This is a genomic window from Gordonia rubripertincta, assembly GCF_038024875.1.
Classification (GTDB): Bacteria; Actinomycetota; Actinomycetes; order Mycobacteriales; family Mycobacteriaceae; genus Gordonia; species Gordonia rubripertincta.
In genome coordinates, this window is sequence record NZ_CP136136.1 from 1,554,741 (window position 1) to 1,575,458 (window position 20,718).

Annotated in this window: 8 protein-coding genes and 1 pseudogene; 7 read left to right on the forward strand and 2 right to left on the reverse strand. The window is 68.0% G+C overall.

Annotation, left to right across the window (positions count from 1 at the left end; translation table 11 throughout):
- The first annotated feature begins 257 nt into the window (after positions 1-257).
- The 7 genes and pseudogenes from RVF83_RS07015 to RVF83_RS07045 all read left to right on the forward strand — a co-directional run bounded on the left by RVF83_RS07015 (position 258) and on the right by RVF83_RS07045 (position 13,881).
- The gene (locus RVF83_RS07015; protein ID WP_005199228.1) at positions 258-1,733 is read left to right on the forward strand and encodes an alpha/beta hydrolase-fold protein; all 1,476 of its coding nucleotides are present in this window, start codon (positions 258-260) and stop codon (positions 1,731-1,733) included.
- A gap of 183 nt (positions 1,734-1,916) precedes the next feature.
- Positions 1,917-2,465: a DUF732 domain-containing protein gene (locus RVF83_RS07020; RefSeq protein WP_005199227.1), complete on the forward strand. Its 549-nt coding sequence runs from the start codon at positions 1,917-1,919 to the stop codon at positions 2,463-2,465.
- A 1-nt stretch (position 2,466) separates the two neighbouring features.
- Positions 2,467-3,474 (forward strand): cutinase family protein, encoded by a 1,008-nt coding sequence (locus RVF83_RS07025; RefSeq protein ID WP_005199226.1) that lies wholly within the window; start codon positions 2,467-2,469, stop codon positions 3,472-3,474.
- A 177-nt stretch (positions 3,475-3,651) separates the two neighbouring features.
- Positions 3,652-4,663 (forward strand): annotated as a pseudogene (locus tag RVF83_RS07030) (LLM class F420-dependent oxidoreductase).
- A 260-nt stretch (positions 4,664-4,923) separates the two neighbouring features.
- Entirely contained in the window at positions 4,924-6,828 is a 1,905-nt protein-coding gene (gene fadD32 / locus RVF83_RS07035) for a long-chain-fatty-acid--AMP ligase FadD32 (protein WP_005199224.1), read from the forward strand.
- A 101-nt stretch (positions 6,829-6,929) separates the two neighbouring features.
- A complete protein-coding gene (gene pks13 / locus RVF83_RS07040; RefSeq protein ID WP_005199223.1) occupies positions 6,930-12,290 on the forward strand; it encodes a polyketide synthase Pks13 in 5,361 nt (1,786 codons plus the stop codon).
- A 40-nt stretch (positions 12,291-12,330) separates the two neighbouring features.
- Positions 12,331-13,881 (forward strand): acyl-CoA carboxylase subunit beta, encoded by a 1,551-nt coding sequence (locus RVF83_RS07045; RefSeq protein ID WP_005199222.1) that lies wholly within the window; start codon positions 12,331-12,333, stop codon positions 13,879-13,881.
- 99 nt (positions 13,882-13,980) lie between these two features.
- Here the strand turns inward: RVF83_RS07045 and RVF83_RS07050 are convergent, their stop codons facing one another.
- Positions 13,981-17,346: an arabinosyltransferase domain-containing protein gene (locus tag RVF83_RS07050; protein WP_005199221.1), complete on the reverse strand. Its 3,366-nt coding sequence runs from the start codon at positions 17,344-17,346 to the stop codon at positions 13,981-13,983.
- Complete coding sequence (locus tag RVF83_RS07055) at positions 17,339-20,596, reverse strand: arabinosyltransferase domain-containing protein (RefSeq protein WP_005199220.1); 3,258 nt, start codon at positions 20,594-20,596, stop codon at positions 17,339-17,341. The genes RVF83_RS07050 and RVF83_RS07055 overlap by 8 nt, the downstream gene beginning before the upstream one ends.
- Between the last annotated feature and the right edge of the window lie 122 nt (positions 20,597-20,718).

Here is a 20,718-nt window from a genome sequence, read left to right on the forward strand (position 1 = left end):
GACACGGCCTTCACGACGCCCCGTCCGGGATTCCCGGGCGGGGCGTCGTCGTTCTCGGCAACGAATTGCGGCGGGCCCGTCGGTATCAACTGTCACACAAATCCCACGAGTCACAGCGTGGCGTTGGGACATCCGGGTCTGATTGCGTGTAAGAAACTCCTGAGGCGTTTGGTATTGATGATGCAGTTGTGACTGACGGGGAATCGGTCAGAACGTGCGGACGCCGTTGTACTGGGTTGAAGGAGTTCTGGAGAGTTATGCGGCGAAACAGTGGTACCCGACCGTTCGGTGCGCGAGTGACCTGGCGAACGGTGATGGCCGCCGTGGTGGCGATCGTGGCCGTGATGACGCTTGTCGTGGGTCAGGGACTCGCGGGCGCCGAGCCCGCCCCGGCACCCGCCCCGGCCCCGGCCTCGCCGGCTGCGCCCCCGGCTTCTCCGGCTGCACCGCCCTCGGCGCCCCCGTCGTCGGCGGCTCCGGCAGCCGCACCGGCCCCGGTTCCGCCGGGGAAGGTGACCAACACCTACTGGTACACCGATCGCCGCGTCGCCCTGTGGGTGTACTCGCCGTCGATGAACACCAACATCCAGGTGCAGATCCTCCTCGCGCGTGACTGGCACGCCAAGCCCAAGGAGAAGTTCCCGCAGCTGACGATGCTCGACGGTCTGCGCGCGCAGGACGATCAGAGCGGCTGGGTTCTCAACACCAAGATCGTCGACTTCTACAAGGACAAGAACGTCAACGTCATCCTGCCGATCGGTGGCGAGTCGAGCTTCTACACCGATTGGAAGGAACCCGACCGCGGCAAGAACTACAAGTGGGAGACGTTCCTGATGCGGGAACTGCCGCCCATTCTCGAGAACGACTGGCGCTCCACGGACGTTCGCGGCATCGAGGGTCTGTCGATGGGTGGCTCGGCCGCGATGATGCTGGCCGCGCGCAATCCCGGCTTCTACAAGTTCGCCGCGTCGTTCTCCGGCATCCTGCAGTTCAGCTCCTTCGGTATGCCGCAGGCGATCCAGTTCGCCGTCCGTGACGGCGGCGGCTACGACTCGATGAAGATGTTCGGTCCGCCCTCCGACCCGGCCTGGAAGGAGCACGACCCGTACGTCCTCGCCGACAAGCTGCAGGGCACGAGTCTCTACGTATCCTCCGGCAACGGCATGGTCGGCCCACACGACAAGCCGTCGGACATCCCGCTGCTCGCGACCAACTACTCGGGCGTCGGCCTGGAGATGCTCAGCCGCGTCACGTCGCAGCAGTTCGCGGTCCAGTTGAACCGCAAGGGGATTCCGGGCCAGGCGGTCTACCGCCCGTCCGGAACGCACACCTGGCCGTACTGGGAGTTCGAGATGATGCAGGCGTGGCCGCAGGCCGCGGCAGCCCTCGGCCTTTCGCGAGACGCGGTCGCCTGCCGGGTGGACGGCGCCTTCCGCAAGCTCTGGGATGCCAACAAGGGCGACCTGGGCGGCTGCCTGACGCCGGCCTACGGCGTCCCCGGTGGCAAGGCCCAGGACTTCGCCAACGGCCGTATCTTCACCGGCCCGAAGGGTCCGAAGATCGTGACCGGCGCCATCGGCGGTGCCTACGTGGCGGCCGGCGGTCCGGGCGGGCGTCTCGGCAAGCCGGTTAGCAACGAGGAACCGACCCGCGACGGCAAGGGCCGGGTCAACTACTTCGAGCACGGCCGCATCACCTGGACGGCCAAGGACGGCACGGAGGTCCTCAAGTGAGGCCTTAACCTCGATCGCACGTGTGCGGGCGCTGAGACTTCGCTGAGGAATCGAGGTGTTCGCGCAGGTCGCGCCGGTGGGCGGGATCGTCGGGGTGTGTTGGGACGGTAGCCTGGCGGGGCGTGCGGTGCAGTGTCCGACTGTGCCGCGTCCGGCGGGATAGAGGTTCGACAGGAAGTGGCGATGACAACGAAGTGTGCTCGGCTGGTGCTGCCCTTGGCGGGACTCGCACTCGCGCTCGGTTCGGTCTCGGCGTGCTCCGACGATTCGACGGCCAGTGCGCCGATCACCAACAACCCGGTCACCACCACGTCGCTGTACTCGGCCGCGGGTTCGTCCACGCCCGCGTCGGGTTCGGCCTCGGCCGAGCCGACCACCAAGGTCTCGGACGCGCCGTCGGGCACCGCTTCGCAGCTGCCCGAGACCGAGCCCAATCCGAGCACCAAGGTCCCGGACGACTTCCCGGGGCCGAATGGTGCTCCGCTCGACGCCAAGGCCAAGGCCTACCTCGCGGCGCTGAAGGCGGACAACGTCACCTTCATGGGCGACAGCGACCACTCCGTCTCGCTCACCATGGCAAAGTACGTGTGCGGCGCCAAACAGAAGGGCACCGACCCGGGCATGGTGAAGGCCTTCGTCACCGCATCGGTCGGGCCGGGCACAAAGACCGTCGAAGAGGCGAACACCAAGGCCGACAAGGTGATTCGCGCGGCAGAACAGCACTACTGCTGACGTGATGGCCAGACGCACCGCGGGTCGCGCTCGGAAGAGCCCCGCCCGGCGGTTGGGGAAGTTCTCCCTCTTCCTGCTCGCGCTCGCGGTCATCGCGATCGTGCTCATCGTGCTGCTCGTCCTGGTCTGGCTGAAGCCCGGACCGGTCCCGCCGATCGGACCCCAGACGCCGTCGACCCCGTCGAAGGAACGTCCAGAGGCGCAGCCCGCGGACTGTCCCGATGTGCTGACCGTGGTGATCCCCGGCACCTGGGAGTCGAGTCCGACCGACGACCCGTACGCGCCCTCGGCCAACCCGAACTCGCTGATGTTGCGGGTCTCACGCGCGTTGTCGAAGGAGTTCGACTCGTCACGGACCGAGATTTACACGGTGCCCTACACCGCACAGTTCCGGAATCCGACGAACCTCGCCGACCGTCAGGCCGACTACAACGTCTCGCGCACACAGGGGTACCAGCGTGCGGCCGGCAAGATCATCAACACCAACAAGCGCTGCCCGCTCACCAGCTACGTGCTCATGGGCTTCAGTCAGGGCGCGGTGATCGCGGGCGATCTCGCCAGCAACATCGGCAACGGCCGGGGTGTGCTCGAAGACGGTGATCAGGATCTCGTTCTCGGAGTCGGACTCATCGCCGACGGGCGTCGTCAGCCTGGCAAGCAGAACGACGTGGACCCCAGCCCAGACGGCGTCGGCGCCGAGATCGCGCTCGGCGGCATGGGCAACATCGTCCCCGGCATCACCATGACCGGCCCGCGCAACGGCGGCTTCGGCGACCTCGAGGACCGCGTGCAGTCCATCTGTGCGCCAGGCGATCTCATCTGCGATTCGCCGACGGTCCTCAATCCGCTCGCCGCCGTGTCGAAGCTGGCCAATGCCGCGAGCAACCCGATCCACGCGATGTATGCCACCCCCAAGTACTGGGAGGCCGACGGTCGCACCGCGACCCAGTGGATGTACGCGTGGGCTCGGGATCTCATCGACGAGGCCCCGCGTCCCGCGCACGAGTGACCCCTCGACGTCCCGCGGTCGGCGAACTCGCGGTAACCCGGTCGCCAACACCACCGATTCGTTTTGCGGGGCCGTCACGCTGCATTAACGTGTTGGGCTGGCCCGGGCTTCGTCCGGGCGAACGACACAGGATGCCGGACGGCGTCCTCGACGGCCGGACACGAGGAGAGGACAGCGATGACGCAACCCCCGAATGATGCGGGTGGCAGCTCCTCCGGTCTGCGCAAGTTCCGCTTCGGTGCGGGTGGTGAGGGCAACAAGGACGAGGGCGGAGCCCGCAAGTTCGTCAAGCTGGCCCAGACCGCCGAGGAGTACGGCTACGACACCTTCGCGGTGCCCGATCACCTGGGCAACCAGGTCGGTCCGCTGGCCGCGCTCGGTGCGCTGACCCAGGCCACCAGCACGATCCGGCTGGCGACGTCGGTGCTGGCCAACGGCTTCCGCCACCCGGCGCTGCTGGCCAAGGAGGCCACCACTATCGACGTGCTGAGCAAGGGGCGACTCGAGCTCGGCATCGGCGCAGGCTGGATGAAGGAAGAGTTCGACAAGGCGGGGATCGAGTTCGAGTCCCCAGGCGTCCGCATCCGCCGGCTCGACGAGGCGCTGACCATCCTCGACGGCCTCATGCGCGGCGAGACCGTCGACTTCGACGGCGAGTTCTACCAGATCAACTGCCTCGAGGGCAGCCCGCGACCCCGTCAGGGGCCTCGCCCGCCGATCGCGGTCGGCGGTGGCGGACCCAAGATGCTGGCTCTCGCCGCAAAGCACGCCGACATCATCTCCGTCGCCCCGGGCACCACGCCCGACGGCAAGATGAAGCTGTCGGACATGACCATCGAGAAGACGGCCGAACGCGTCGACCGCATCCGCCAGGCCGCGGGTGATCGCTTCGACGAGATCGAGCTGAACTGGACCATCGCCGTCATCGTCATCACCGACGATCGCGTGGCGACCGCCGAGATGGCGCTGAAGGCCCTCGAACAGGGCTATCCGCCGAACATCGCGCACGACACCGAGTTCACCGTCGACGACGTGTTGTCCTCGCCGTACATCGCGATCGGCAGTTTCGAGGAGATCGCGGATCAGATCCGCGAGGTCCGCCGCCGGACGACCATGTCCTACGTCGGGGTCTTCCCCACCCCAGATGGACGCCTTTGCGCCCGTGCTGGCCCAGTTGAAGGGGGAGTAGGATGGCCGTTTGTCTCGCGAGTGAACCGCGAGGTGGTGGGTCGTCGAATCGAATGTGTACGCCGGATGGCCGACGTACGCTTTTTCAAAGCTGACCATGACGATCACAAGCTTTTCGTTGTGTAACTGGACGTGCGCTACCGTATCCCGCGGTCGGCACAGGACGTGGATGGCAGAAGCGCCGGGTGTTGTCGCCGAAGGACGTCACCGGGGAACTGCACTCGCGTGGGGGAGTCCACGAGGGGGCCACAGGAGTAATGAATGCTGAAGACTGAACTCGAAGACTTTCTCGATGAGACGGGGAACATCTCTTTCACCGAGGAAGCAACGCTTGTCGACTACGTCGAGCAGAACGTACGAGAGCAGGCCGACACGCTGGCCTACCGTTTCATCGACTACAGCCGCGAGCGCGACGGCGAAGCGCAGGACCTGACCTGGGCGCAGTTCGGCAAGCGCCTGCGCGCTGTAGCCGCACGCCTGCAGCAGGTCACCAAGCCCGGTGACCGTGTTGCGATCCTCGCGCCGCAGTCGCTCGAGTACGTGATCGGGTTCTTCTCCGCCCTGTATGCCAGCAACGTCGCGGTGCCGCTGTTCTCGCCCGACGAGCCCGGGCACACCGATCGTCTGCACGCCGTCCTCGACGACTGCAAGCCGACCGCGATCCTCACCTCCACCAAGTCCGCCGAGGCGGTCCGCGACTTCTTCGCGCCGCTGCCGGCCAAGGAGCGCCCGCGCGTCATCGCCGTCGACGCGGTGCCCGATTCGGTGGGTTCGAGCTGGGTCGCCCCGGTCGCGGGCAAGGACCACAACAAGGACACCGTCGCGTACCTGCAGTACACGTCCGGTTCGACCCGCGTCCCCGCGGGCGTGGAGATCACCTACCAGGCGGTCGCCGCGAACGTCCTGCAGATCTCCGACACCATCCAGATCGACCGCAACGCGCGCGGTGTCACCTGGCTGCCGATGTTCCACGACATGGGTCTGCTGACCGTGATCCTGCCGGCGCTCGGCGGCCGCTACATCACGATCATGAGCCCGCAGGCGTTCGTCCGCCGGCCCGGCCGCTGGATCAAGGAACTCGCCGCGGCCGCCGACGGCGCGGAGACCTACGCCGCGGCCCCGAACTTCGCCTTCGAGCACGCCGCCGCGCGTGGTCTGCCCAAGGAAGGTGAGGAACTCGACCTGTCGAACGTCATCGGCCTGATCAACGGGTCGGAGCCGGTCACGGTCAGCTCCATGAAGAAGTTCAACGAGGCCTTCGCGCCCTACGGACTGCCGAAGACCGCCATCAAGCCCTGCTACGGCATGGCCGAGGCCACTCTGTTCGTTTCCGCGACCCAACGCGAGAACGAGGCCAAGGTCATCTACGTCGACCGCGACGATCTCAACGCCGGCAAGCTGACCGTCGTCGAGGAGGGCACGCCGAACTCGGTCGCCCAGGTGTCCTGCGGCCAGGTCGCGGTGAGCCAGTGGGCGGTCATCGTCGACCCCGAGACGGCCTCCGAACGTCCCGACGGTCACGTCGGTGAGATCTGGCTGCACGGCCTCAACATCGGCGCCGGTTACTGGAACAAGCCGGCCGAGACCGAGGAGACCTTCCACAACAAGCTCGTCACCCCGCTCGCGGAGGGCAGCCACTCCGAGGGTGCCCCGGCCGACGGCCTGTGGATGCGGACCGGCGACTACGGTGTGTGGCTCGAGGGTGAGCTCTACATCACCGGTCGCGTGAAGGACCTGGTGATCGTCGACGGACGCAACCACTACCCGCAGGACCTCGAGTACAGCGCCCAGGAGGCCAGCGCCGCGCTGCGTCCGGGCTTCGTCGCCGCCTTCTCGGTGCCGGCGAACCAGCTGCCCGCCGTGGTCTTCGAGTTCGCCGGCAGCGGTCTGACCCCCGATCCCGACGATGCCTCCGAGCAGCTGGTCATCGTCGCCGAGCGTGGTCCGGGCCGCAAGGCCGATCCGCAGGAGGTCGCCGACACCGTGCGTGCCGCCATCGCGCAGCGTCACGGCGTCATGGCCCGGGACGTCCTGCTGGTTCCCGCCGGCTCCATCCCGCGTACCTCGTCGGGCAAGATCGCCCGCCGGGCAACCCGTGCCGCCTACATCGACGGCAGCCTGCGCGGCGGCTACAAGCAGACGGCGTTCCCGGACGCGGCGGAATAGCGCGTCCGGCCACCCGTTCACGGCCGCGGTGTCGGTGATCGTCCACAACAGTCACCCGGCATCCGGTTTCGGGTGCCGACGAGAGCAGTAGTCTGGAAGCGATGTCTGAACTGAATACCGACGAGTCACGCAGCACCGATCTGCCCGACGATTCGTCCTTCGAGACCCCCGGTTCGGTAGACGGAGCAACCGCCGACGCGAGCGCTGCACCCGCCGGCGCCGAGGCCACCCCCGGTGAGACCGCCGGTGACCTCACCGTCGACGAGTTGCGGGACTGGCTGCGCGAATGGGTGTCGCAGGCGACCGGCGTGGCGATCGGCCAGATCGACGTCGACCGCCCGATGGAAGAGCTCGGGCTGTCCTCGCGCGATGCGGTGGCACTTGCCGCCGACGTCGAGGACAAGACCGGGGTCATCCTGACCGCCACGGTTGTCTACAACCACCCGACGATCTCGTCGTTGGCCCAGCGCATCATCGACGGCGATCCCGACGAAGGTCTCGACGACACGGCCGACACGTTCTGGCAGCGCGAGCGAAGCGCGGACGACGACATCGCGATCGTCGGTCTGTCGACCCGCTTCCCCAAGTCCGGCACCACCCCGGAGTCGACCTGGGAGGCGCTCGTCGGCGGTGTCGACGGCATCTCCGACCTGCCCGAGGGCAGGTGGACCGAGTTCACCTCCGATCCGCGTTTCGCCGAGATCCTGGAGTCGTCGAACATCAAGGGCGGCTACCTCGACGACGTGCGGTCGTTCGACGCCGACTTCTTCCAGATGAGCCCGCGCGAGGTCGAGATGGTCGACCCGCAGCAGCGGCTCGCGCTGGAACTCACCTGGGAGGCGCTCGAGCACGCCCACATTCCTCCGAGCGACCTCAAGGGTGCCCCGGTCGGTGTGTTCATCGGTACGTCGACCAACGACTACCAGTTGCTCGCGACCCTCGGCCTCGGTGAGGGCGCCGAGGACACCGCGGCCTACGCGCTGACCGGTACCTCGACGGCCATCGTGGCCAACCGCGTCTCCTACTTCTACGACTTCCGCGGACCGTCGATCGCCATCGACACCGCGTGCTCGTCGTCATTGGTGGCGATTCACCAGGCGGTCCGCAGCCTCCGCACCGGCGAATCCGACGTCGCCCTCGCCGGCGGCGTCAACATGCTGCTCACCCCCGCCGCGACCCTCGGCTTCGACCGGATCGGCGCGCAGGCCAAGGACGGCCACATCAAGGCCTTCTCCGCCGACGCCGACGGCATGATCCGCGCCGAAGGCGGTGGTCTCGTCGTGCTCAAGCGCATGGCCGACGCCCGCCGCGACGGCGACGACGTCCTCGCGGTCATCGCGGGCTCGGCCGTCAACTCCGACGGTCGTTCCAACGGTCTGCCCGCCCCGAACCCCGAGGCCCAGGTCGAGGTGCTGCGTTCGGCGTACACCGACGCGGCGATCGACCCGCGCACCGTCGACTACGTCGAGGCCCACGGCACCGGCACCATCCTCGGTGACCCGATCGAGGCCGACGCCCTCGGACGCGTCGTCGGTCGCGGCCGCACCGCCGACAAGCCGATGCTGCTCGGTTCGGTGAAGACCAACTACGGACACATGGAATCCGCCGCGGGTGCGGGTGCGATCGCCAAGGTCGTCCTCGCGCTGAAGAACGGCGTCATCCCGGCGTCGCGCAACTACAGCGGCCCCAACCCGTACATCCAGTTCGACGCGACCAACCTCAAGGTCATCCCGGAGACCACCGAGTGGCCCCGCTACTCGGGCCACGCCGTCGCCGGCATCTCCGGTTTCGGTTTCGGCGGCACCAACGCCCACGTGGTGGTCCGCGAGGTCCTGCCGAGCGATCTGAAGCCGGAGACGGTTGCGGTCGACGCGGCGGCGTCGGAGCTCCCCGCCACCGGATCGCTGCCCGGCGAACCGGATCTCGACGACGAGGACGAGTTCCTGACCGACGCCGAGCGGGCCGTACTGGCCGCCCAGGCGCGCCACGTCGAGCCGGAGGTCGCCGAGACCGCGGCCGACCCGGCCGAAGGCTTCGCGCCGTGTGCCGTCGAGGGTTCGGTGGTCCCGCTGGTGCTCTCCGGCTTCCTGCCGTCGCGCCGCCGCAGGACCGCTGCCGACCTGCTCGAGTGGCTCGAATCCGACGAGGGCCGGGCCACCCCGCTCGCCGACATCGGGCGCGCGCTCGCACACCGCAACCACGGTCGTTCGCGTGCGGTGGTGATGGCCCGTACGCACGAGGACGCCATCACCGGTGTCCGTGCGATCGCCGATGGCAAGGGCAATCCCCTTGTCTACTCGTCGGATTCGCCTGATGCGGCGTCGGCCGTGTGGCTGCTGTCGGGCTTCGGTTCGCAGCACCGCAAGATGGCCAAGCAGCTCTACACCGAGAACCCGATCTTCGCGAAGTACGTCGACCGCGTCGATGCGCTGATCCAGAACGAGCTGGGTTACTCGATCGCCCAGATGTTCCTCGACGACGAGCAGACCTACGGCATCGAGACCAGCCAGGTCGGCATCTACACCATCCAGGTCGCACTCGCCGACACGCTGCGCCACCATGGCGCGGAACCCGGTGTGCTGGTGCCGCATTCGATGGGCGAGGCCTCGGCCTCCTACATCAGTGGCGGCCTGTCGCTGGAAGACGCGACCCGCGTCATCTGCCAGCGTTCGCGCCTGATGGGCGAGGGCGAGTCGATGCTGCAGGGCGACGACATCCGCCTGATGGCGCTGGTCGAGTACAGCGCCGAGGACATCAACGAAGTCCTCGTCGACTACCCCGACCTCGAGATCTGCGTCTATGCGGCGCCGACGCACACCGTCATCGGTGGGCCGGAGTCGCAGGTCGACGCGATCGTCGCGCGCGCCGAGGCCGAAGGCAAACTCGGCCGCAAGCTGCAGACCAAGGGCGCGAGCCACACCTCGCAGATGGACCCGATCCTCGGTGAACTCGCCTACGAGCTCACCGGCATCGAGCCGCGGCGCCTGACCACCGGGTTCTACAGCTCGGTCGACCGCGAGGTGTTCTACCGCGCGGGTCACGAGCCGGTCCACACCATCGACTACTTCCTCAAGGGTCTGCGCCACAGCGTGTGGTTCAGCCAGGCCATCCAGAAGTCGGTGGAGAACGGCCACCGCACCTTCCTGGAGCTGTCGCCCAACCCGGCGGTCCTGATCTCCGTTGCCGCCGTGACCTTCTCGGCCGGTCTGCACGACGCCGAGCTCATCGAGACGTTGCGCCGCAAGGAAGACGAGAGCTTTGGTCTGGTCAACGCCCTGATGAAGCTGTACGTGCACGGCCACCCGGTCGACGTCGCGTCGTTGTTCGGCGCCGGTGGTTACGCGGCCATCCCGCGGACCCGCTTCGAGCGCAAGGAGTTCTGGCTCAAGGCGCAGTTGTCCTCGGGTGGCTCGGCCGGTTCGGTTCCCGGCTCGCATGTCGCATTGCCCGACGGTCGGCACGCCTGGGAGGTCAACGCCGCCGCCGTCACCGACCCGCGCGCGCTGGTGCACGCCGCCGCCGCTCAGGTCTTGAAGAACGCCTCGGTCGGCGCCGCGGTGTCGCACGGTGAGATCCCGACGGGCGGCACGGTCACCACCACGCTGAGCCCGCATCCGGGTGGCGCGTCGGTGAGTCTGCATGTGAAGGCGGACAGAAACTTCCGCCTGCTCTTCGAGGCCGTGGTGACCGGTGACCTCGACGAGACCGCCGGCGCGGTGTCCGCCCCGGCGTCGGCCGCCGAGTCCGGTGCCGCGGCGTTCGCCGACGACAAGGTCGTCGTCGAGGACGAGATCGTCGACGACATCGGCAACAAGTGGAATCCGGAATCCGGTGAGACCGTGGGCGATCGCCTCGCGATCATCGTCGGCGAGTCGATGGGTTACGACCCCGAGGACCTGCCGCGCGAGATCCCGCTCATCGAGCTGGGCCTCGATTCGCTGATGGCCGTGCGGATCAAGAACCGCGTCGAGTACGAGTTCGACATCCCGCAGCTGCAGCTGCAGGCGATGCGGCAGGCGAACCTGGCCGACGTCCAGAAGTTCGTCGAGTTCGCGGTCACCCACCGCGACCAGCTCGACGACCTCGCCGAGAACGCCGGCAGCGGAGGCGAACTCGACACGGCGGCGCTCAACGCCTACATCGACGAGCAGAATGCCAAGGACGCATCGTCGGGCGTGCCGGCCGTGGAGGAATCGCCGGAGCCGAAGCAGGAGGTGGCCCAGGACGTCGTCGACGTCGAGGACGCCGTCGCGACCTCGCCGGGCACCGACCCGGAACCGGTCACGGCTCCCGAGCCCACGCCGGAGCCGAAGCCGGCCACCGACATCACCTCGCAGAAGGCCGTCGCCGAGGCCGCGGGTTCGGATGTCCCGCCGCGTGATGCGGCCGAGCGTCTGACCTTCGGCACCTACGCGGTCGTGACCAAGAAGTCCGCGGGTGGCATCTTCAACAAGCTGCCGGTCCTGTCGGAGGAGATGGCCCAGCAGCTCACCGACCGCCTCAACGAGCGCACCGGTGGCGACATCGACGTCGAGGACATCCTCGACTCGGAGACCATCGAGGAGATGTCGAACTACGTTCGCGAGCACCTCGATGCCGGCGCGTCGACCGACGGATTCCTGCGCTACCTGCGTCTGGTTCCCGAGGACAAGAAGGTCTACGACCCCGCAGCGGGCGACCCGACCCCGATCCTGTTGTTCCACCCGGCCGGCGGCAACACCTCGTCGTACGAGGCGCTGCTCAAGCGTCTGCCCGACGACCGGCCGGTCATCGGTTTCGACCGCGGCGTCGAGGGAACGATCGAAGACCGTGTCCGCGAATACATCCCGCGTCTGCGTGAACTGCAGCCGAACGGGCCGTACGTGCTGGTCGGTTGGTCGTTCGGTGGTGCCCTCGCCTACGGGGTCGCCCAGGTTCTCCGCGAAGCCGGTGAAGAGGTCGCCTTCGTAGGCCTGATCGACGTCGTGCGTCCGCGGGAGGACATGACCGAGACCCCCGATACCAAACGGGCCCGCCTGGAGCGGTGGAAAGAGTTCGCGATCCGCAACTACGACCTCGACCCGGACGTGCCGATCCCGATGGAGCGGCTCGTCGAGGCCGACGACGAGGGACAGTTCGCGATCATCATGGAGATGATGTCGATGTCGGGCACCAAGATCCCCGGCGGCATCATCGAACACCAGCGGACCTCGTTCATCGAGAACCGCGTGCTCAGCAACATCGCGCCGGAACCGTACGACGGCAAGGTCGTGCTGTACCGCGCCGACAAGATGCACGCCGGGGCGATCGAGCTCGAACCGCAGTGGGCCGAGATCGACGAGGACGGCCGGTGGGGCGAGGTCGTCGACGACCTCGAGATCATCCACGTCGGTGGTGACCACCTGTCGATCGTCGACGAGCCGTACATCGCCAAGATCGGCGCCGATCTGGCCACGCGTCTCGGCGAGCTTGATAAGAAGTAGCTTCAACGAGACATCGTGGTCGCGTAGAAAGTGAAGGACCGTGACTGACACCACCGCAGGCAAGCTCGCCGACCTCCGGCAAAAGCTGGAGGCCGCTCGCGAACCCGGAGGGGAGAAGGCAGTCGCCAAGCGTGCGGCGAAGGGGATCTGTTCCCCTCGCGAACGCCTGGCCATGCTGTTCGACCCCGGGACGTTCGTCGAGATCGGCGCGCTCGCCAAGATGCCGGGCGCCGCGGAGAGCGGTTACGGCGACGGTGTGGTCACCGGTCACGGCCTCGTCCACGGACGCCCCGTCGCCGCGTTCTCGCACGACCAGACCGTCTTCGGCGGCACCGTCGGTGAGATGTTCGGCCGCAAGGTCGCATCGCTGATGGAGTGGGCGGGCAAGATCGGCTGCCCGATGGTCGGCATCAACGACTCGGCCGGCGCCCGCATCCAGGACGCCGTCACCTCGCTCGCCTGGTACGCCGAGATGGGTCGACGCAACGACCTGCTCTCCGGTCTCGCACCGCAGATCTCGGTGATCCTCGGCAAGTGCGCCGGCGGTGCTGTCTACACCCCGGCCAACACCGACATCCTGGTCGCCGTCGAGGACAAGTCCTACATGTTCGTCACCGGCCCGGACGTGCTCAAGCAGGTCAACGGCGAGGAGATCTCCGCCGAGGACCTGGGCAGCGCCCACAACCAGGCGCGCTGGGGCAACATCCACCACATCGCGCCCGACGAGAAGGCCGCCTTCGACTGGGTTCGCGAGTACTTGCAGTACATGCCGTCGAGCGCCTACGAGGAACCGCCGGTGATCAACCCGGGCCTCGAGCCGGAGATCACCGAGTCGGATCTGTCGCTCAACGACTTCATGCCGGACAACGACAACGCCGGGTACGACATGAAGGACATCATCATCCGGCTGTTCGACGACGGCGCCTTCCACGAGGTCGGAGAACTGTTCGCGCCCAACATCATCACCGGTTACGCGCGCGTCGACGGCCGGTCGGTGGGCGTCGTCGCCAACCAGCCGAGCGTCATGTCCGGTGTGCTGGACACCGATTCGTCGGAGAAGGCGACGCGGTTCGTCCGCATCTGCAACGCCTACAACATCCCGCTCGTGTTCCTGGTGGACACGCCGGGCATCCTCCCCGGCCTCGCCGAGGAGCAGAAGGGCACCATCCGCCGGTCGGGTCGCTTCCTCTACGCCTACGTGGAGGCCGACGTCCCCAAGGTCACCGTGGTGCTGCGCAAGGCCTATGGCGGCGCCTACGCGGTGATGGGGTCCAAGCACCTCGGTGCCGACATCAACTTCGCCTGGCCGACCGCCAAGATCGCCGTCATGGGCGCCGAATCGGCCGCCGCGGTGCTCACGCGGCGTCAGACCGAGGGACTCTCGGCCGCCGAGGCCGACAAGGTCCGCCGCGACTTCATCGACTTCTACAACACGATGATGGCCACGCCCTACCTGGCGGCGGAACGCGGTTACGTCGACGCGGTGATCGAACCCGCCGAGACCCGCCTCCAGCTCCGAAAGGCGTTGGCGCAGTTGCGCGACAAGCAGGTCCTCAAGACCCCGCGCAAGCACTTCCTCATGCCGATCTAGCGCGCACACCCACCCCGCGCCGCAAACCCACCCTTCTTCCGTAGACCCGCCTTCCGGTGAGCGGGCGGGTCTACGGAAAGAGGGTGGGTTTGCGTTGGGTCAGTTGCCGATCGCCCGCATCGGGCCCGGTGTCCACAGGCCGTTGTGGGTCTCGGTCGTGACGATCAGCTCCGCGTCCTTCTGCGGCAGGATCGGGGTGAGGCCCTGGAGCGAGCCCCAGTCCTTCGCCCAGTCGTTGCGCAGATACGACGGGTAGACGCGACCGCGCAGTTCGTTCTCGATGATGCCGAGCGGACCACCGGCGTCGCCGGACATCCAGCGCTGCGAGTTCACCCGCTCGCCCTCGCGGTCGGGGGAGATGCGCCAGACCGGGGTCTCGAGCACGCCGTTCTTGACCTGAGCGGGCCGCTGACACGGGAACGCCAGTCCGGCCTCCCAATCGATGAGGACCGGTTCCTCGCTGCCGACGAGCTTGTTGAGTGTCTCCATCGACGACACCCGCGGCGGGGTCACCGCGAGCCACTGGTCGCGCAGCGGCGAGGTGTCCTCGGCGAGCACGCGGACCACGGTGGCGCCCGGAGGTGCCTGATCCAGCGGGAAACGCAGGTTGCGCCACTCGGGTGCGCCACCGATGTCGAGCGGGATCATCTGACCGGCGGGGGCCACCGTGCCGTCCGGCGCGACTCGGCCGAACTGCAGCCGGACCTTCTGGCCCGGCCGGACGACCGCGAGGTCGTCGATGTACTCGACGTAACCGGCCACCGACATGGTGATCAGCGGCTGGGCGTCGGAACGGCCGTCGGGCAGCTGATACCAGTCGGAGGTGAGGCTTCCGGTCCCGGTGGGGGAGTTGTAGGTGCCCAGGACCGGGGTCTTCGACGGCGACAGGCCGAACGGCAGCTTCACCGTCGAGCCGTTGACGCCAGCCTGTGCGGTACGGCCTCCGCTGGTGTCGGTCGTCGACGACGTGGTGGTGTCATCGGAGCTGCTGCCGTCCTCGGTCGGATCGGTCTGCGTGCGATCGACCTCGGCGGTCGAGGTACCCGCGGAGTCGTCGGACTCCTCCTCGGTGTCCTCGGAGAGATCCGACGCGACGCCGTTGGGATCGAAGCCCACCAGGCCTGCGCCCGCAAGGGCCGCACCCGGCGACGGATTGTTCTGTCCGGCAACGCGCGCCGGGGCCAGGAGTCCGGCGGTCGGATCGTTCTCCACGAGCACGGCGTCGGCGAGCGCACACGGTTCGCCCTTGAGGGCGTTCACGTTCGAGCTCAGCCACGACCACGAGTTGCGCTGTGTCCAGTCGGCTTTCGCGAACGAGACCAGGGTGAACATCAGCATGATCGCCGACACGATGATGATCGACGGGCTCCGCAGGCGCGAGAACAGCGTCTTCGATCCCGCACGCGCGGCCTCGTCGACGTAGTCGTCGCGGAAGTGCTGCCAGAGGCCGAGCAGGGTCAGCGCAACGGCCACGGCGAGGATGCCGGTCCAGAGCGGGATGCCCTTGACGTCGGGAACCGCGTCGCGCCAAGGAATTCCGTAGCTGCCGACGTACCACCACTGGTTACGTCCGGAGAACGCCAGGGCGAGAACGTAGGCGCAGGCGGCCGCGAACAGCGTGCGGTTCCGACGCCGCCGCATGATCGTCCGGTCCGCACACGCGGTCGCCACCGCGGCCAGCGCGCCGCCGATCGCGGCGTACACACCCATCTGGTGGGTCCACTTGGTCGGCAAGAAGGCCATCAGCACGACCGAACCCGCGACCATGGCGAGCAGGCGCCAGGTGGGCGCGGTCGCGATCCCGGGCAGACGACGCCGGTTGAGCAGCATGATCACCACGAGGATGAAGCACGTGAACACGATGAGGACGCCGAAGCGTCGGGCGATGCCGCCGTCCGCGGTCGGGTTCATCAGCATGTAGTAGCGCATCGGCTCTTCCCACCACTTGTTGGTGGGACCGACCTGACCGTTGACCGACACCGCTTCCAGGATCGGGGCGAGTGGCTGGTCGGCGAAGATCTCGAACATCACCGCCAGACCCGCGGCCAGGATCGGCAGCAGCAACGGAAGTGCGCCATCGCGCTTGCGGCGCACCATGAACCGCTTGAGCAGGGGGCGGATTCCGGCGACGAGAGCGATCGCCGCGATGACACCGGTCGGGTGGATCGTCAGTGTGAACGCCGCCGAGATGATGGCGACCGTCAGCGGCAAGAACCGGCCGGTGGCGATGGCCCGTTCCACGCAGACCCACGTGAACAGGGTGCCGAGCGCGATCAGCGGTTCGACGCGCAGACCGTTGTTGTACGGCATCCACACGGCGAGGAAGACCAGGGCGGCAGCCCAGACCGCGGGCGTCGACTCACGGACCGCGCGACCCAGGCGGGGGATCGCGGCACGGGAGATCAGCCACCAGGACGCCATCGCGAACATGAACGGCAGCAGGCGGAGCCATGGGGTGGCCGTGCTGATGTCCATCCACACCGACAGGTACTGGTAATGCCAGCCGAACGGATCCTGCGGCACCCCGAAGTAGCGGTAGTAGTTGTCGAGATAACCGGCCTCGCGGGCGATCCGGCCCACCGTCACCTGATACCCGTCGTCGGCGGTGTTGCCGCCGACGAACAGCCAGATCCCCAGGACGAGCGCGACGAAGCCGTCGACCGGGCGTACCCGCCACCAGCCGGCCGGGAAGATCTTGTGGTGTCCGCGGGCGTCGCGGGCGTCGAGAACCGCCAGGGCGGCGAGCGACAGGATCGTCGATGCCACGCCCAGTACCAGCAGCCAGAACTTCAGAGTCGTAGGGGTGGAGACGAATCGGGTGTCGATGGTCGACCGGAAGGACAATCCCTCGGTGGACACATTGGACGGCAGTCCGGAGTAGACGCCGATGATCTGCGGGCGCGCGTTCGGGTCCTTGAGATCGAACTCGTGGATCGAGCCGTCGGTCTCGGGCACGCCCTGGATCGAGCCGCGGCTGCCGTCGGTGTCGGCGACGACGACGATCCGGCAGTCGGGGGAGTTCTGGGCGGGTGCACGAGGAGTGTTGAGCAGCACCACATTCCGCTGGACGACCTGCAGGTTGTCCGCGGTGGCCCGGATGAACAGGCCGACCTTGCCGGCTTCCGCGCCGCCTTCGGGCACCGTCGACAGCAGGACGCCGCCGTTGCGCGGGAGTGAGGCACCCAACGCGCAAGGGACGGAGACCTCCATCGACACCGGCACGAACGACACGTTCGGTGCGGCGACGTTGGCGATCGAACCCTGCTGCGGCCAGACGAGTTCGGACTTCGTGTAGTCGACCGGCAGGAACGGGCTCAGCAGCGCCAGCAGGATGCCGAGCGCGCCCGCCGCCATGGCGACGATGCGTGCCTTGCCCGCATTGCGTTGGGAGAAACTCTGCTCTCGTTTCGCCGGCGGCGAGTCGTCGTGCTCCGCTTCGATGGGAGCGTCAACGCGGTCAGTCATCTTGGGGCACCACCCTGATCGGGCCGGGGCGCGACCATCCCCATGTGGTCGCCGCCCCGGTCATCACGTCCGCCGGCCGCGCCTGCGGCACCAGCGGGTTGAGTCGCTGCAGGTTGCCCCACTCGCGATACCAGTCGTTGTCGAGATATGTCGCCACCGTCGTCGGCCGGGTCAGTGCCTCGGTCGTCGTCAGCAGGCCGCCGTCCTCGGCGGCCATCCAGGTCTTGGACTGCGAGTTGGCGATCCAGGACTCCGGCAGGATTCGCCAGTCCGGGACGTCGAAGACGCCGTCGTGGGCCGTCATCGGCCGCTGGCACGGGAACCAGGCACCGGCGGCGAAGTCGATGAGAACCGGATCGGTCGAACCGACCACCTGCTGCAGGGTCTCGAGGACCGGAGCGCGCGGCGGCGTGATCGCGAGCCACTGGTCGGCGTCGAGGTTGTTGTCCTTGGCCACGAGGCGCATCACCGTCGCGTCGGCGGGCACCCGGTCCATCGGGATGCGGAGGTTGCGCCACGGGCGGTTGGTGCGCTCGGCGTCGATCGGGACGGCCGGTGCGCCGACCTCGACGAACCGACCGTCGACCTCGCGGCCGAACTCGACCTGCAACTGCTGTCCGAAGATCGGGACACCGTCGCGGTCGTAGGTGAACACGGCACCCGCGGCGGTGACGACGATCAGCGGTGAGGCGTTCCGATCCGGGAGGCGGTACCACCCGGTGGTCAGCGTCGCCTGTCCGTCGCTGGTCTCGAAGCTGCCCATGACCGGGGTGGTCGCGGGATCAAGGCCGTACGGGAGTGCGGCGGTACTGCCGTTGACCCCGCGCGGGCCCTCGCCGCCGGCGGTCCCGGGGTTGGAGCCGTAGACGATGAAGGTCTTGGACAGATCGGCCGAGGTGTTCATGGCGCCGGGCTTCTGGGCACCGGCCTGCGGTGTCAGGTCGGGCTTCACACCATTCGGGCTGAAGCCATGCGAGTCGCCCTCCAGGGTCTTCGACGCCGATCCGCCGTCCGCCGGGGTGAGCGTGCCCTTGTTGGGGTCCGGCTCGACGAGCACAGCGTCGGCCATGGCGCACGTGTTGCCGCGCAGGGAGTCCAGGTTGGCCGACAGCACCGTGAACGTGTCGGCCCGGCTCACGGCGGCCTTGGCGAAAACCGCGAGCTCACACACGACGATGAGGACGGCGATGACCGCGATAGGTGCCGACGCGACACCGATGCGCCAACCGGCCGGTGCGGCACCGTGAGCATGGGCCAGACCGGTCTCGTCCACGTAGTCCATGCGCAGGTGCTGCCAGACGGCGAACACGAGCGCGACGACGGCCAGCGCGAGCAACACCGTCGAGACCTGCATGCCGGCGATGACCGGCGCCTTGTCGAACCAGGCGATGCCGAAGTTGTACGGCCACGGCCACGCGTTCTTGCCGGCCGCGGCGGCGGCGCACGCCACGAGCAGTCCGGCGATCAGGATCGACAGGTTGCGCAGCGTGCGACGTGCGGCCTGACCGATCGCGACACAGGCGACGGCGGCCAGTGCGGCGCCGAGACCGGCGAAGATGCCGAACTGGATCGTCCACTTGGTCGGGGTGAACGACAGCAGCAGGATCGTCAGCAGCGAGGCGCCCAGGACACGCCACACCGCGCCGGGATCGACACCGTCGATCCGCTTGCGGCGCAACATGATCGCCAATACGAGGAACATCGACACGGCGAACAGCAGCACCGGGATGCGTCGTGCGAGCGCACCATCGGTGTGGTTGACGGCCAGGAAGTAGTAGCGCAGCAGCTCCTGGTACCAGGCCAGCGTCGGCCCGACCGAGTAGCGGATGCGGATCGCCTCGAAGACCGTCGCCAGCGTCTGATCGCGGAAGACCACGATGACGACGAGCGCGCCTGCTCCGAGAACCGGTGCGAGGAGCGGCAACAGGCCGTTCTCCCGGCGACGGCGGACGAGGATGCGCAACAGGGGCCGGGCGCTGGCGATCAACAGCGCCAGCGCGATCAGTCCGTGAGGCGCCAGGGCCAGGGTCAGCAGCGCGGTGAGCGCGGCGAGCGCGGCGGGGAGCATGCGACGGGTGGAGACCGTCACCTCGACCGCCCACCAGGTGAGCAGCGTGCCGAGCACGATGATGCCCTCACTGCGCAGGCCCGAACACATCGGCAGCCAGAACGCCAGGAACACCGCGGCGCCGGTCAGCATCGCCCACTGCGAGCGGCGGACGGCGCCGCCGAGACGGGGCAGCAGAACTCGGCTGAGGATGAACCAGGCGGCGAGGCCGGCGATGAGCGACGGCAGACGCATCCAGAGGCCCGTCGTCGAGATCGTCGACCAGTAGGCGAGGAAGTTGTAGTACCAGTCGAACGGTGCCTCGGGGATGCCGTAGAAGCGGTAGTAGTCGGCCAGGTAACCGGCGTCCGCCGCGTTGCGGCCCATGTTGAGGATGTAGCCGTCATCCGGCGACCCCGCGCCCAGGAAGTGCCAGACGACGAGTGTCAGCGTGACGCCGATGTCGGTCGGGGTGGGGCGCAGCACCGTGCCCCAGCGGAGCCTGCCGCCCACCCGTCGGTGGTAGCCGTGGATGCGGTCGAGCCGGCCCACGGCGACCAGCGCGACGATCGCCGCGATGATCCCGACGATCATGACGAGCCACTTGATCACCGACGGCGACGAGTCGAAGCGGTCGTCGATCTCGATCCGCACATCGATGCCCGACGTCCGGACCTGCTCGGTGGTGAGGCCGGTGAACACCCCGGCGATCTGCGGGTTCGACGACGGTTCGGCCAGGCCGACGTCGCCGCCACCGGCCGTCGCAGCACCCGGCGGCAACCCGACGAACTGTGCGCCGGTCGCGGTGGCGTCGGAGAAGATGCGCAGCTCGCCGCATTCGGCCAGCGCGGACCGCGGCACCGAGGCCAGCGTCTTGTTGCGGACCGACACCGTCACGTTCGAGCCGTCGGCCACGACGAAGAGACCGTTCTCACGCGCCTTGGTGGCATTCGCCGGCATCGTCGAGAGGACCGTGGTGGACGCATCGGTCGGCGTGGCGGCCATGACCCGGCACGGGACGGTGATCTGTACATCGCGCGCGGTCTGCGCGACCAGCGGCGCGGTGACCGATGCCGACTCCGCGCCCAACTCCTGGCCCTGCGGCCAGGTGACCGACGCCGTCGACGTGCTGACCGGCAGGAACGGCGTCAGAACACCGGCGACGACGGCGACCAGTCCGGCAACCGCGGCCACGATCGCCACGGGTCGCGAGGAACGGTGAGGAGACTGCTCTACGGGGGTATCGGCGCCGACGGTGGGCTCGTCTGATTCGGACACTCCAGGCGACTTCGGCACAGGCGCATCGTAGTCAGCGATGCTGTGAC